This is a genomic window from Pseudomonas sp. Pseusp15 (genome assembly GCF_059492165.1).
On record NZ_CP168523.1, the window covers coordinates 3047471 to 3061205 of the forward strand.

Below are 13735 nucleotides of genomic sequence, written 5' to 3' on the forward strand. Positions count from 1 at the left end.
TGTTCTCCGCACACGTGAATTATTTGGCTGTCGGCATGCTGAATTCAGGGCCCTTGGCGATGCTGTCGGGCCAACGCTGCATCACGCTTTTGTAGCGGCTGTAGAAGCGAATGCCTTCTTCGCCATAAGCGTGGTGATCACCGAACAGCGAGCGCTTCCAGCCGCCGAACGAGTGCCAGGCCATGGGCACCGGAATCGGTACGTTGATGCCGACCATGCCGACCTTGATGCTGCGGGCAAACGAGCGGGCGATGCCGCCGTCGCTGGTGAAACAGGACACGCCGTTGCCGAATTCATGGGCGTTGATCAGCGCCACGGCGCTGGCGAAGTCCGGCACGCGCACAATGCCCAGCACCGGTCCGAAGATCTCTTGCTGGTAAATGCTCATCTCGGTCGTGACCTTGTCGAACAGCGTGGCGCCGACGAAGAAGCCTTTCTCGGCGCCCGGCACCTTGAAGTTGCGCCCATCGACAATCAGCTGCGCGCCCTGGGCCACGCCTTCGCCGATAAAACCCTCGACCTTGGCCTTGTGTTCGGCGGTCACCAGCGGCCCCATGTCGCTGTCGCCCTGCATACCGTTGCCGACCTTCAGTTGATCGATGCGCGGCAGCAGTTTGGCAATCAACTGGTCACCGACATCACCGACGGCCACGGCAATCGAAATCGCCATGCAACGTTCACCGGCCGAGCCGTACGCCGCGCCGATCAGCGCGTCCGCCGCCTGGTCCAGATCAGCATCGGGCATGACGATCATGTGGTTCTTCGCCCCGCCCAGCGCCTGTACACGCTTGCCACGCGAGGTGGCTTGCTGGTGGATGTACTCGGCAATCGGCGTCGAGCCGACAAAGGAAATCGCCTCGATGTCCGGGTGTTGCAGCAAGGCATCGACCGCCGCCTTGTCGCCCTGGACCACGTTGAACACACCGTCCGGCAACCCGGCTTCGGTGAGCAAACGAGCCATCAACAAACTGGCGGATGGATCACGTTCAGACGGTTTGAGGATGAAGCAGTTGCCGGTGACCAGCGCCAGCGGGATCATCCACAGTGGCACCATCACCGGGAAGTTGAACGGCGTAACGCCGGCGCAGACGCCCAATGGCTGGCGCAGGTTCCAGTTGTCGATGCCACCGCCGATGTTGTCGCTGAAATCGGTTTTCAGCAGGTTCGGCGCACCGCAGGCGTATTCGACGATTTCGATGCCACGGGTCACTTCGCCCTTGGCGTCGGAGAACACCTTGCCGTGTTCGCGGCTAATGATTTCGGCCAGTTCGTTGTGATGGCGGTCGAGCAATTCCTTGAACTTGAACATCACCCGCGAACGGCGCAGGGACGATTGCTCGGACCAGGCCGGGAACGCCTTCATGGCCGAAGCGACGGCCTCGTCCACGGTCTTCTGGCTGGCCAGCCCGACCCGCGCCTGAACGCTGCCAGTGGCCGGATTGAAGACATTGCTGAACCGCTCGCTACCGCTGTCCTGCACCTGACCGTCGATGTAATGACCTATGACCGGGGCGTCGCTCATTGTTCTTGTTCTCCCTTTGAATGTTGGAATTTAGAGATCCAGAAGCCAGCTGTGCTGCGGATCGTTATGGAACTGCCAGACGCGTTTCGGGCCGGCCATCACGTTCAGGTAATACGACTCATAGCCGTAGGGCACGCTGACCGGGTGATAACCCTTGGGCACCACCACCAGGTCGCTGTTTTCCACCGCCATGGCCTGATCGATACTGCGATCGTCGGTGTAGACCCGCTGGAACACGAAGCCCTGGGGCGGGTTGATCTGGTGGTAATAGGTTTCTTCGAGAAAGCTCTGGTGCGGCAGATCGTCGGTATCGTGCTTGTGCGGCGGGTAGCTCGACGAGTGACCGGACGGCGTACGCACTTCCACCACCAGCAGCGAATGGGCGGGCTCGGTGTCCGGCAAAATGTCGCAGACATAACGGGTGTTGGCACCCTTGCCGCGCACGCTGCGTTTCATGCTGTCGGGTTTGATCAGCCTTGGGACGAGGTTTTCGGTCGTCGAACCGGGGGCCGCGCACACGGCGATTTGCACGTCGCTCAACGCCACCACCTGGGCCTGGCTGCCGGGTGGCAAATACACGGCGAACGGTGATTTGTCTTCGAACACCGACTGACGATCGCCGATGTTGTCCCAGTCGAATGCGCCCTGCCCCGGTGCTTCACCCTTGATGCCGACCCGACCGCTGAGCAGTACCAGGCACAATTCCTTGTCGCCCGCGCTGACCGGTAGGGTTTCGCCAAGACTCAGGCGGTAAGCGGCAAAGCCGACGTATTCCAGCTCACCCTGCCCCAACTCGACCATGGTCCGGCCACGGGCATTGCTTTTGACCAGCAGGCTCATTGCGCGGTCCTCTCGTCGAGCAGCGCACGCAAGGTGTCGTAGCCTTTTTTCGCGTAGACGTAACTTGGTGCCACCGCCGGATCCTGCTCGGCTTCCACCACCAGCCAGCCGTGGTAGTCGGCGCCCAGCAGCACGTCGAGCAAGGTGCTGAAGTCGATGTCGCCATCGCCGGGCACGGTGAAGGTGCCGTTGATGATGCAGTCCGGGAAGCTCCAAAGATTGTTGCGCGCCAGTTGCACCACCGGTTTGCGCACGTCCTTGAAATGCACGTGGCAGACCCGTTCGATGTGTTTGCGCAATACCTGCAACGGCTCGCCGCCGCCCATGTAGCAGTGGCCCGAATCGAACAGCAGGCCGACTTCGCTGCCAGAAAACGCCATCAGTTTGTCGATGTCGGCCGGGGATTCGACGTAGGCCCCCATGTGATGGTGATAGGCCAGACGCACGCCCTGAGACAGGGTGAAGCGCGCCAGTTCGGTGAGTTTGTCGGCGTATTCTCGCCAGGCCTGCTCGGTGTGGAAACGTGGGCGCTCGACCAATGGAATGCGCTGGCCTTGAATGGAGTCGGCGACTTCGCCATAGACCAGCACCTTGGCGCCGTTCTTCGCCAGCAGCTCGACATGGCTGCCGATGGCGTCGATTTCCTCGGCCACGGAACGGCGGGCCAGACGGCTGGAATACCAACCGGACACCAGCGCCAGGTCATACGGGCGCAATACATCGCCGACGCCCTTGGCGTCCTTGGGAAACTTGCCGTTGAGTTCGAAGCCTTCGTAGCCGATGTCCTTGCCTTCACTGAGGGCGGTGCTCAACGGCGTCTCGCCACCGAGGGACGGCAGGTCGTCGTTGCTCCAGGAGATCGGGTTGATGCCAATTCGGATAGCGGGCATGGCTGCACCTTTTATTGTTTTCTCAAAAATGTTCAACCGATCACCTGTGGCGAGGGAGCTTGCTCCCGCTGGACTGCGAAGCAGTCCCGAATCAATCAGCCCGGTGTATCAGGTAAACCGCATTCACAGGTTTGCGACTGCTTCGCAGCCGAGCGGGAGCAAGCTCCCTCGCCACAAAAGCCTCATCAATCAGCTAATTTTTTCAGGCTCGGGCCGTGCGCCAGGCATCGATCAGTTCGACGAAGGTGCCCTGCACCTGGCGAATCAGTGCCTCGTCGTCGATTTCACCGGCCAGCCACGCGCGGCTCGGTTCCTGGAAGATCGTCCGGCCCACGGCGAAACCACGGCAGGTCTGGCTCTGGCTGGCCTGTTGGAACCCTTCGGCCAAGGTCGCCGCCGGGGCATTCAGGCCCAGCAGCACCACGCCACGGCAATACGGGTCGCGTTCCTGGATCAGCTCGTCGAGTTGTTTCCACTCCTCGGCGCTTTGCGCTTCGATCTTCCACCACGCCGGGTAGATGCCCAGGTTGTAGAGGCGTTTGAGGGCGCGATAGAGCACGTCTGGATGCGGTGATGGGTGATCCTTGGGCGGAATGATCTCCAGCAGCAATTCATGCCCGCTGACCTGCGAGGCCTGGTACAGGCCCTTGATCTGCGCCTCCTGCTCCAGACGCAGCAGAGGCTCGTCGTCGGGATGGAATTGCACCAGGCATTTGATGATCTGTTCTTGCGGCCAGGCGATCAGGTTGCTGCCGATCGAGCGCCCGTGTTCGAACGCCAATGGCCGCGAACCCTGCACTTCCACTGGCCGCGCCACCCACCAGCCACGACCGGTGGCGGCGTTCAGCGAGTCCTGACCGAAACGTTGATCGGCCAGCAAGCCGACATCGGCGTCGACGCCCTGCTCACGCAAATCCGCCTCGACCCGTTCCACGGCTTTGATAAAGAGTTGTTTGAGTTCGCAGATAGCGTTCAGGTCGCGCCCGCCCTTGTGGGCCAGCTCCACCAGTTGCCTGCGATGATCGAAGGCAAAGATGAACAGCTGCTTCCACTGTTTGCGCGGCACGCTGACCTGATGCAGACGCTGCAATGTCACGTCCTGATCCGGCCGGGTGATCGGCACCGGGCTGTTGAACAGGTAATCGAGTTCGGCGCGGGTCGGCATCGCCGGGGCGCAGGCATGGCGCGACACCACCAGACCGCCGCAGGCATTGGCCAACTGGCAGCAGCGCTCGTCGCTGGCGTCCTCCAGCCAGCCACTGAGGAAACCCGACATGAAGGCATCGCCGGCCCCCAGCACATTCAGCACTTCGACGCGCACACCGGGATAGATCGCGCCGTCTTCGAGACGCGCCGGGATCGCCCCGTGAATCACCGTGCAACCTTGCGGGCCGAGCTTGACCACCAGGGTTGCCGCGCTCAGGCGCCGGACATTGCGCAGCGCGGTAAGCAGATCCTCGGCGCCGCCGGCGATCAGGAATTCTTCTTCAGTGCCGACGATCAGGTCGAAACGCGGGAGGATTTTCTGCACGTGCTGGCTGACGTTCTGGTCGGCGACGAAACGGGTTTCGCCGTCCGCCTTGCCGGCCAGGCCCCAGAGCACCGGGCGGTAGTCGATGTCCAGGACCCGCTTGACGTTGTGCTTTTCGGCGTAGTCCAGCGCCTGAATGCTCGCCTTGTAGACACCGTCGGTGGAGAAATGGGTGCCGGTGATCAGCAGGGCTTTGCTGGAAGCGATAAAGGCTTCGCTGATGTCTTCGGCGCGCAACGCCATGTCGGCGCAGTTTTCGCGGTAGAACACCAGGGGAAAGGTTTCGCGATCCTTGAGGCCCAGCAGGACCATGGCGGTCAGGCGTTCCGGATCGACCTTGATGCCGCTGACGTCGCAGCCTTCACGGACCAGGGATTCAACGAGGAAACGGCCCATGTGGTCGTCCCCTACCCGGCTCAACATCGCCGACTTCAGCCCCAGTCGCGCGGTGCCGAAGGCAATGTTGGCGGACGAACCGCCCAGGTACTTGGCGAAGCTGCTCACATCCTCCAGCCGCGCCCCGACTTGTTGCGCATAAAGATCGACGCCAAGGCGTCCGAGGCAAATCAGATCCAATTGACGCCCACTGGCAAAACGAGTCTGGCCCATGCTGGCTCCTGTTATTTTTATCAGCCTGCGTCCGGGGCGATGAAGGCGCCGAACACTCTTGGTGGATGCAGACTAAAACGACCGGGACCGAACAATCAATATTTATTCTATATATTTTTTACGTGGAATATTTTTTCCAATAAACTTTGATACAAGCGTTCCAGACACCGTGCATCGTTTCAGCAGGCCCCAGGCCGATTGCAAGCTCAAGATTTTATTCCGGCCTACCCTGTAGACTGCGCACAGCCAACCTATTGTCAGGGGGTGACGAGAACCGTCATCCCTATAAGAACAAGCCAGAAGGATTTCTTATGTCCCGCACCGATCAGCCGGCTACGACCGAGAGCTCGCCCGACAGCGATCTCGCCAGCCCTCCGATCAATGCCGAGCGTCTGTTGCAGCTGATCACCGAGGAGTACGAAAGTCTGCCGCGCCAGCTCAAACGCATCGCCAGCTACATGAGCCAGCAGAGCGACCGGATCATGGTTGACCGCATCAGCGACATCGCTCGCGAGTGCGAAGTGCACCCGTCGGCCATCGTGCGCTTTTCCCAGCGCTTCGGCTTCAGCGGGTTCAGTGAAATGCAGGCGCTGTTCCGCGAGGCCTACACCCACAAGACCACGCCGGTGCAGAACTACCAGCAACGCATCCGCAGCATGATCGCCAACAAGTCACAGAAGGCCAGCGGCGGCGACCTGGCGCGCGAATGCATCAACGCCACCCTGTCAGGCATCGAACGATTGGGGCTGGAACTCGATGACCAGGCTTTCGACAAGGCCGTGGACCTGGTGGTGAATGCCGACAACATCTACGTGGTCGGGGTGCGCCGCTCGTTCGCGGTGGCCGATTACCTGGTCTACAACCTGCAACACACCAACAAGCGCATCCACCTGGTGTCGGGCCTTGGCGGCAGTTACCGCGAGCAGATGCGCAGCGTGCGCGCCAACGACCTGGTGATCGCCATCAGCTTCACGCCCTATGGCAAGGAAACCCAGCACTGCCTGCGCATCGCCCAGCACCATCAGGCGAAAACCCTGATCATCACCGACAGCAACCTCTCGCCATTGGCCAAGCGCGCCAACACCGTGCTGCTGGTCAACGAGGGCAGCTCGTTTGCCTTCCGTTCATTGAGTGCCACCTTGTGCCTGTGCCAGGCGCTGTTCATCGCCGTGGCTTATCGACTGGAATTGAAGGTCGATGAGATTCATGAGCAGGCAGGCTTTGAGGATTAGCCTTCGAGGATGAACGATAGGCCTGAGGATTAGCGCGAAACCGCTTGCAGGTCGCTGAACCTCGGCTAAGGTTGTCCATCCCCAAGGACCGTCTGTAAGGAGAGGCTCAATGAAACTGATCGGCATGCTGGATTCGCCCTACGTGCGGCGCGTCGCCATTTCCGCCAAATGCCTGGGCATCCCGCTGGAACACGCGTCGGTTTCGGTGTTCAGGCACTTCGAGCAGTTCCAGCAGATCAACCCGGTGGTGAAGGCGCCGACGCTGGTGCTGGATGACGGTGAGGTGTTGATGGATTCAACGCTGATCATCGATTACCTCGAAGCCTTGGCCGCTCCGGGTAAAAGCCTGATATCCGACAATCCGGTTCAACGCTTGCGCTCGCTGCGGCTGATCGGCCTGGCATTGGCGGCGTGCGAGAAGTCGGTACAGCTTTACTACGAACGCAACCTGCGGCCAGCGGAAATTCAGTACGCGCCTTGGGTGGAACGGGTCGAAGGACAATTGGCGGCAGCGTATTCGGCGCTGGAGCGGGAGCTGGAAAAGCAGCCGCTGAAGACCGATGGCTCGATTGCTCAGGATGGGATTAGCCTGGCGGTGGCCTGGAGTTTTACCAACCTGGTGGTGCCGGATCAGGTGGATGCTGCGCAGTTTCCACTGATCAACGCGTTCACGGCGTATGCCGAAGGGCTTGAGGTGTTTATCGATACACCGATCGAGTAGGCGGATGGGTTGCGCCTGAACTGCCGTCTTCGCGGGCAAGCCTCGCTCCTACAGGATTTTGCGCATAACTTGTAGGAGCGAGGCTTGCCTGCGAAGTTTGTCGATCAGCGGGCAGTGTGGCTTATTGCTTGGCCAATTCCATAATCATCCGCGACAGCAAATAAATCCGCGGCGCCACGCTTTCGACCTCGGCGTACTCTTCAGGCGTATGGATATTGCCGCCGACAATCCCGAACCCGTCCAGCGTCGGCGTGCCAACACCCGCGGACAAACTCGCATCTGCCGCCCCGCCGCTGCCTTCTTCCGTCAACTTGCGGCCAATTTCGCCGTAAATGCCTTGAGCCATGGCCATCAAGCGATCCGATTCCGCCGTTTGCGGCATCGGTGGCAAGCCGCGCTTGAGGCTGGTGGTGACTTGCGTATCGGCAATCAGTTTGTCCTTCGACACCCGCGCCAGGTCCTTTTCGATCCGGTCGAACTCCTCCGGCACCGCCGCCCGCACATCAGCCTTGGCCGTAGCCTGATCCGGAATCACGTTGGTGCGGTCGCCGGCCTTGAGCACAGTGAAGTTGATGGTGGTTTTCTTCGCTTCATCGCCCAGTTTGCCGAGTTGCAAAATCTGGTGCGCGGCTTCCATGGCAGCGTTACGCCCCAATTCCGGGGCAACGCCCGCATGCGCAGCCTTGCCTTTGACCTCGACCACGGCAGTGGCGCTGCCTTTGCGCCAGACCACCAGGCCATCGGCCGGGCGGCCCGGTTCGAGGTTGAGGGTCACATCGTGGGCCTTGGCGGTTTTCTTGATCAGGTCGGTGGCGACGTCCGAGCCGGTTTCTTCACTGGCATCGAGCAGGAAGGTGATCTGCGCGTAGTCCTTGAAGTCGAGGTTCTTGAGGACTTTCAGCGCGTAGATCCCGGCGACGACGCCGCCCTTGTCGTCCATCACGCCCGGCCCATAGGCGCGGCCGTCCTTGATGTGGAACGGGCGCTCGGCGGCGGAGCCTTCCTTGAACACAGTGTCCATGTGCGCCATCAGCAGAATTTTCGCCTTGCCGGTGCCTTTGAGGGTAGCCAGCACATGGTTGCTCTCGTCCGGGGTGTTGGCCACCAGTTCGATGGTGGCACCCAGTTTCTTCAACTCTTCGATGGCGATGTCACTCACCTGGGTCAGGCCCGGTTCATAGCCGGAGCCGGAGTCGATGTTCACCAGCCGTTCCAGCAGTTTCAGGGCTTCAGCCTTGTACTGTTCTGCATCGGCGAGGACTTGTTTGTGGGGTTCGGCGAAGGCTGCGGGGGTGAAGGCGCCGAGGGCGAGGGTCAGGCCAAGGCTGGTGGCCAGGAGGGAACGCGGGAGCTTGAACGTCATGAATCGATCCTTGTTTCGTGTCGGGGTCTTTAGACCCTACCTGACTACGACGCAAGGCTCTACACCGGATGCGACACATACAAACCTGCATGACCACACATTCCCTGTGGGAGCGGGCTTGTGTGGTTATTGGGTTACACAGAATCAAGCAACTCTTTACGCGGCTTTCCGTCGCCATGGCAAATGACGCGGTTACGGCCGGTGCTCTTGGCTTCGTAGAGCGCCTGGTCGGCGTCGTTGAGCCACAGGGTCGCTTCGTCGTGGGCCGGGTTGAAGGCCGCCAGGCCGATGCTCAAGCTGACCTTCAGCGCCGGGTTCTGCTCGTAACCCAACGTGGCGAAACGAGCACGCAGCGCATCCATCGCCACGGCGGCACGTTCCAGCGGCAGGTCCGGCAGCAGCACGCAGAATTCGTCGCCACCATAGCGGCCGGCGACATCGGCTGCCCGCAGGTTCTGCTTGAGGATTTTGCTCAGCTGACGCAAGACGATGTCCCCGGCGACATGGCCGTAGGTGTCGTTGATGGTCTTGAAATGGTCGATATCGATCAACGCAATCGCCCCGCCCTTCTGTTGGCGCCGGCAACGCTGAAACTCGATTTCCAGCTGGTCTTTCCAGGCGCCGTGATTCAGCAGGCCAGTCAGGCTGTCGGTGCGGCTCAGGGCCAGCAACTCGCGCTTGTGTCGGCCCAGAGTGTGGGCCTGACGGAAGCAGACCCAGCCCAGGGACATCGGATAAATCGACAGTAAAGGTAAACAGGCGTATAGCTGAAATGGACTGGTTTGCGGGACAAAAGCCGGCATGAACACCAGCAGCCCGAGGCCGATCCCGAGGATCTGCGCGACGGCGCCCGCCAACAGAAAACGCAAGCCACCGATGGCCACGTTGTGCATCGCCATCATCGACAGCGTAGCTGCGCTGGGCAGCGGATTGAACTGCATGGCGGCCACCCAGAAACCGCCGAGAAACGCGTCCACCAGAATGTTGCGGTGTTCGGCGTGATAAGGAATTTTCGCCCGACGCGCCCATTGATAGGCCACATGCGGCCAGATGACGCCGTTGAACAGCATCACCACCCAGACCCAGGGCGCGGGGTCGAGTGGATACATCCCTGCACCGACACACAATAGTCCAAGGGCCAGACCCAGGATGCGCGACCCATAAAGCCTCCTGGCCAATGAAAGTCCCTTTCCTCCCTTTTTTTCCATAGAGGCCTCTGTACTACTGAACCGAGCCTGACATCACATGGGTGAAAGTGATTGAAGTCTATCAGGGGAACGGCGAATAGCCATCACCGGATGACGGTCTGACAGCTGGTAGCTCCAATAGTGTGGTATCGCGATGAGGCGAGTGCCCAATGTTTGTCTATACATGAAGTAAGGGATCGATAAACCACGATAAACAGGAGGCCGCTGCAGAGGCTCCGCCAACCACCTTCCGTCCTGATCACTGCAAAAGGAATAGCCTGATGCTTTTGTTGGTTGTCGCTATCGCCGTTTTCGCGGCCTGGAGCTGGTTGAGCTACCCGGCCATCGGTTACTGGCTCTATGATTTGAACATGGCGCTGGAGGCCCGGCTGTATCGGTTGCACAAGCTTATTGTGCCGATCACCGAAATGACCGTCTCGACCTGGCAAGGCGGCCCCTACGAAGCCTCCAGCAACATACTGATGCTGCACGGCTACAGCGCCGACAAGAATATCTGGCTGCGCTTCGCCCGGCATTTCGTCAACGACTACCGGGTGATCATCCCCGACCTCGCCGGCCATGGCGAAACCGGCTTCAAGGCCGGTGGTGGCTACGACATTCCGGTCCAGGCCAAACGATTGATCCAGTTGCTCGATGTCTGCGGCGTCGAGAAGGTGCACGTGATCGGCAATTCCATGGGTGGCTACATCGCGGCATGGCTGGCGGTCAATTACCCCGAACGTATAGTCTCGCTGGCGCTGCTCGACCCGGCCGGCGTCACTGCCCCGGAACCCAGCGACATGGAGCGCCACCTGGCTCGCGGCCATAACCCGTTCCTGATTCATTCCCGTGAAGAGTTTCAGCATTTCTACGCCATGACCATGGCTTCGCCGCCATGGGTACCGGGGATCGTGCTGGACGCTGTCGCCCAGCGCTATGAACAGCAGCGCGACGAGCTGGAAGAAATCTTCAGGGACTTCCGGGCCAGCCCGCCGATGGAGCCAAAACTGCCCGATATCAAATGCCCGGCGCTGCTGCTGTGGGGGCGCAAGGACCGCTTGATCGACGTCAGCAGCGTGCCCGTCTGGAGCAAGGGCATCGCCGATCTGCGGGTGGAAATCTGGGACGGTGTCGGCCACATGCCGATGGTTGAGCAGCCGACCAAAACCGCACGCTTGTACCGGGAGTTTTTGCGGGCGCATCACATGACCCCCACCGCCTCATAGCAGCTGCTACGGGTTGGCAGATAATTCGGGGGGGATGCTCGGCGATTCATACGAGGCGCGATTGATGAACATTCTTTACGACGAACGCATCGACGGCGCCCTGCCCAATGTCGACAAGGCGGTGCTGCTCAAGGCCTTGCAACAGGAGGTGCCGGACCTGGACATTCTCTGGCGCGAGGAAGAACTCAAGCCCTACGAATGCGACGGTCTCTCGGCCTATCGCACCACGCCGATGCTGGTGGCCCTGCCCCGGCATCTTGAACAGGTGCAGGCACTGCTCAAGCTCTGCCATGCCCGGAACGTGCCGGTGGTGGCGCGCGGGGCCGGCACCGGGTTGTCCGGCGGTGCGCTGCCGCTGGACAAAGGCGTGTTGCTGGTGATGGTGCGATTCAACAACATCTTGCACATCGACCCCGCCGCCCGCACCGCACGGGTCCAGCCAGGGGTGCGCAACCTGGCGATTTCCCAGGCAGCGGCGCCCTTCGGGTTGTATTACGCACCGGACCCGTCCTCGCAAATCGCCTGTTCCATCGGCGGCAACGTCGCGGAAAACGCCGGTGGCGTGCATTGCCTCAAGTACGGCCTGACCGTGCACAACCTGCTGAAACTCGAAATCCTGACCCTTGAAGGCGAACACCTGACCCTCGGCGCCGACTCGCTGGACGCGCCGGGGTTTGACCTGCTGGCGCTGTTTACCGGCTCCGAAGGCTTGCTGGGGATCATCACCGAAGTCACGGTCAAACTGCTGCCCAAGCCTCAGGTCGCCAAAGTCCTGCTGGCCAGTTTCGATTCCGTGGAAAAGGCCGGTCGCGCGGTGGCCGAGATCATCGCCGCCGGGATCATTCCCGGTGGCCTGGAGATGATGGACAACCTGGCGATCCGCGCCGCCGAGGATTTCATCCACGCCGGTTACCCGGTGGAGGCCGAGGCGATCCTGCTGTGCGAACTGGACGGCGTCGAAGCCGATGTCCATGACGATTGCGAGCGAGTCCGCGAGGTGTTGCAACAGGCCGGCGCCAGCGAGGTGCGCCAGGCCCGGGACGAGGCCGAGCGCGTGCGGTTCTGGGCCGGGCGCAAAAACGCCTTCCCGGCCATCGGCCGTCTATCGCCGGACTACTACTGCATGGACGGCACCATCCCCCGTCGCGAACTGCCCGGCGTACTCAAGGGCATCGCCAACCTGGCGCAAGAATACGGCTTGCGGGTGGCCAACGTGTTCCATGCGGGTGACGGCAACATGCACCCGCTGATTCTGTTCGACGCCAACCAGCCCGGCGAACTGGAACGGGCCGAAGCCCTCGGCGGCAAGATCCTTGAACTGTGTGTGAAAGTCGGCGGCAGCATCACCGGCGAGCACGGCGTGGGCCGGGAGAAAATCAATCAGATGTGCGCGCAGTTCAACAGTGACGAGTTGACCTTGTTTCACGCGGTGAAAGCCGCGTTCGACCCCCAGGGTTTACTCAACCCAGGCAAGAACATCCCGACCCTGCACCGCTGCGCGGAGTTCGGTGCGATGCACATCCACGCCGGGCAATTGCCGTTCCCTGAGCTGGAGCGTTTCTGATGGCAGATTTCGATGCCAGTGCAACCCTGCTCGAGCAGGTCAGGCAGGCGCGGGAAAACGCCACGCCGCTGCGCATTCAGGGAGGGAACACCAAGGCGTTTCTCGGCCGTGAAGTGGCCGGCGAAGTGCTCGACACCCGCGCCCACTGCGGCATCGTCAGCTATGACCCGACGGAACTGGTGATCAGCGTTCGCGCCGGCACACCGCTGAGCGAACTGTTTGCCGCGCTGGATGCCGCGGGGCAAATGTTGCCCTGCGAGCCGCCGTCGTTCGGCGAAGGCGCCACCGTCGGCGGAATGATCACCGCGGGGCTGTCCGGGCCGCGGCGCCCGTGGTCCGGCGCGGTGCGGGATTTTGTCCTCGGTACGCGGGTGATCAGCGGTCTGGGCACTCACCTGCGCTTTGGCGGCGAAGTGATGAAAAACGTCGCCGGTTATGACCTGTCGCGCCTGATGGTCGGCAGCTACGGCTGCCTCGGCGTGCTGACTGAAGTCTCGCTCAAAGTGCTGCCCAAACCCCGGCAATGCCTGAGCATCAGCCTGGACATCGACTGCGCCCGCGCCTTGGCCAATCTGGCGCAATGGGGCCAGCAACCGCTGCCCATCAGCGCTGCCAGCCACGATGGCCAGCGTTTGTACCTGCGCCTGGAAGGTGGCGAAGGCTCGGTCGCGGCGGCCCATCAACGGCTCGGCGGCGAACCGTTGGACTCGGCCTATTGGTCCGACCTGAACGAACAACGACTAGACTTTTTCAATGAAGGCCTGCCGTTGTGGCGCTTGTCATTGCCCAATAACCTCGGGCCACTGGACTTGCCCGGCGAGCAGTTGATCGACTGGGGTGGCGCGCAACGCTGGTTGAAATCAGCAGCCGATAACATTCAATCACTGGCTCAGCAGCACGGCGGCCATGCCACCTGTTTCAGCCATGGCGTCACAGAAATGCCTTTCCAGCCCCTGGCCCCGGCGCTGCTGCGCTATCACCGGCAACTCAAGGCGCAACTGGACCCGCAAGGGTTGTTCAACCCTGGGCGGATGTACGCGGAGTTCTAGC

11 protein-coding genes are annotated in these 13735 nt (G+C 61.3%); 5 read left to right on the forward strand and 6 right to left on the reverse strand.

The features are described 5' to 3' along the window. Nucleotides 1-19 precede the first annotated feature (19 nt). The 4 genes from ACEN8R_RS13660 to ACEN8R_RS13675 form a co-directional block, all read right to left on the reverse strand. Nucleotides 20-1522: a CoA-acylating methylmalonate-semialdehyde dehydrogenase gene (locus ACEN8R_RS13660; RefSeq protein ID WP_064617027.1), complete on the reverse strand. Its 1503-nt coding sequence runs from the start codon at nt 1520-1522 to the stop codon at nt 20-22. A 30-nt stretch (nt 1523-1552) separates the two neighbouring features. Beyond that, nucleotides 1553-2362: a 5-deoxy-glucuronate isomerase gene (gene iolB / locus ACEN8R_RS13665; protein WP_433786127.1), complete on the reverse strand. Its 810-nt coding sequence runs from the start codon at nt 2360-2362 to the stop codon at nt 1553-1555. After that, nucleotides 2359-3252, reverse strand: coding sequence for a myo-inosose-2 dehydratase (gene iolE, locus ACEN8R_RS13670; protein ID WP_495624973.1), 894 nt, complete (start codon nt 3250-3252; stop codon nt 2359-2361). Before iolE ends, iolB begins: the two co-directional genes overlap by 4 nt. Before the next feature lie 202 nt (nt 3253-3454). Continuing rightward, nucleotides 3455-5392, reverse strand: a complete 1938-nt coding sequence (locus tag ACEN8R_RS13675; protein ID WP_495624974.1) for a bifunctional 5-dehydro-2-deoxygluconokinase/5-dehydro-2-deoxyphosphogluconate aldolase — start codon at nt 5390-5392, stop codon at nt 3455-3457. Between the two features lie 311 nt (nt 5393-5703). On the opposite strand from ACEN8R_RS13675, the gene ACEN8R_RS13680 reads away from it, so the two are divergent. Further along, nucleotides 5704-6624 (forward strand): MurR/RpiR family transcriptional regulator, encoded by a 921-nt coding sequence (locus ACEN8R_RS13680; RefSeq protein WP_007939390.1) that lies wholly within the window; start codon nt 5704-5706, stop codon nt 6622-6624. A gap of 109 nt (nt 6625-6733) precedes the next feature. After that, nucleotides 6734-7345, forward strand: a complete 612-nt coding sequence (locus tag ACEN8R_RS13685; RefSeq protein WP_086945487.1) for a glutathione S-transferase — start codon at nt 6734-6736, stop codon at nt 7343-7345. Between the two features lie 121 nt (nt 7346-7466). On the opposite strand, the gene ACEN8R_RS13690 is transcribed toward ACEN8R_RS13685, so the two are convergent. After that, complete coding sequence (locus ACEN8R_RS13690) at nt 7467-8708, reverse strand: M20/M25/M40 family metallo-hydrolase (protein ID WP_495624975.1); 1242 nt, start codon at nt 8706-8708, stop codon at nt 7467-7469. 134 nt (nt 8709-8842) lie between these two features. After that, entirely contained in the window at nt 8843-9916 is a 1074-nt protein-coding gene (locus tag ACEN8R_RS13695; RefSeq protein WP_026286574.1) for a diguanylate cyclase, read from the reverse strand. 260 nt (nt 9917-10176) lie between these two features. Here ACEN8R_RS13695 and ACEN8R_RS13700 point away from each other — a divergent pair, with 260 nt between their 5' ends. The 3 genes from ACEN8R_RS13700 (at nt 10177) to glcE (ending at nt 13734) form a co-directional block, all read left to right on the forward strand. Further along, nucleotides 10177-11121, forward strand: coding sequence for an alpha/beta fold hydrolase (locus ACEN8R_RS13700; protein ID WP_018928038.1), 945 nt, complete (start codon nt 10177-10179; stop codon nt 11119-11121). Between the two features lie 64 nt (nt 11122-11185). Next, complete coding sequence (gene glcD, locus ACEN8R_RS13705; RefSeq protein ID WP_495624976.1) at nt 11186-12685, forward strand: glycolate oxidase subunit GlcD; 1500 nt, start codon at nt 11186-11188, stop codon at nt 12683-12685. Further along, nucleotides 12685-13734 carry a glycolate oxidase subunit GlcE gene (glcE, locus tag ACEN8R_RS13710; RefSeq protein ID WP_495624977.1) on the forward strand — a complete coding sequence of 350 codons (1050 nt, stop codon included), beginning with the start codon at nt 12685-12687 and terminating at the stop codon, nt 13732-13734. The genes glcD and glcE overlap by 1 nt, the downstream gene beginning before the upstream one ends. The last annotated feature ends 1 nt before the right edge of the window (nt 13735 follow it).

Excerpts from the sequence above, each read along its gene's own strand:
- ACEN8R_RS13660 (WP_064617027.1), bottom strand. The coding sequence starts at position 1,522 with ATGAGCGACGCCCCGGTCATAGGTCATTACATCGACGGTCAGGTGCAG.
- iolB (WP_433786127.1), bottom strand. The coding sequence starts at position 2,362 with ATGAGCCTGCTGGTCAAAAGCAATGCCCGTGGCCGGACCATGGTCGAG.
- iolE (WP_495624973.1), bottom strand. The coding sequence starts at position 3,252 with ATGCCCGCTATCCGAATTGGCATCAACCCGATCTCCTGGAGCAACGAC.
- ACEN8R_RS13675 (WP_495624974.1), bottom strand. The coding sequence starts at position 5,392 with ATGGGCCAGACTCGTTTTGCCAGTGGGCGTCAATTGGATCTGATTTGC.
- ACEN8R_RS13680 (WP_007939390.1), top strand. The coding sequence starts at position 5,704 with ATGTCCCGCACCGATCAGCCGGCTACGACCGAGAGCTCGCCCGACAGC.
- ACEN8R_RS13685 (WP_086945487.1), top strand. The coding sequence starts at position 6,734 with ATGAAACTGATCGGCATGCTGGATTCGCCCTACGTGCGGCGCGTCGCC.
- ACEN8R_RS13690 (WP_495624975.1), bottom strand. The coding sequence starts at position 8,708 with ATGACGTTCAAGCTCCCGCGTTCCCTCCTGGCCACCAGCCTTGGCCTG.
- ACEN8R_RS13695 (WP_026286574.1), bottom strand. The coding sequence starts at position 9,916 with ATGGAAAAAAAGGGAGGAAAGGGACTTTCATTGGCCAGGAGGCTTTAT.
- ACEN8R_RS13700 (WP_018928038.1), top strand. The coding sequence starts at position 10,177 with ATGCTTTTGTTGGTTGTCGCTATCGCCGTTTTCGCGGCCTGGAGCTGG.
- glcD (WP_495624976.1), top strand. The coding sequence starts at position 11,186 with ATGAACATTCTTTACGACGAACGCATCGACGGCGCCCTGCCCAATGTC.
- glcE (WP_495624977.1), top strand. The coding sequence starts at position 12,685 with ATGGCAGATTTCGATGCCAGTGCAACCCTGCTCGAGCAGGTCAGGCAG.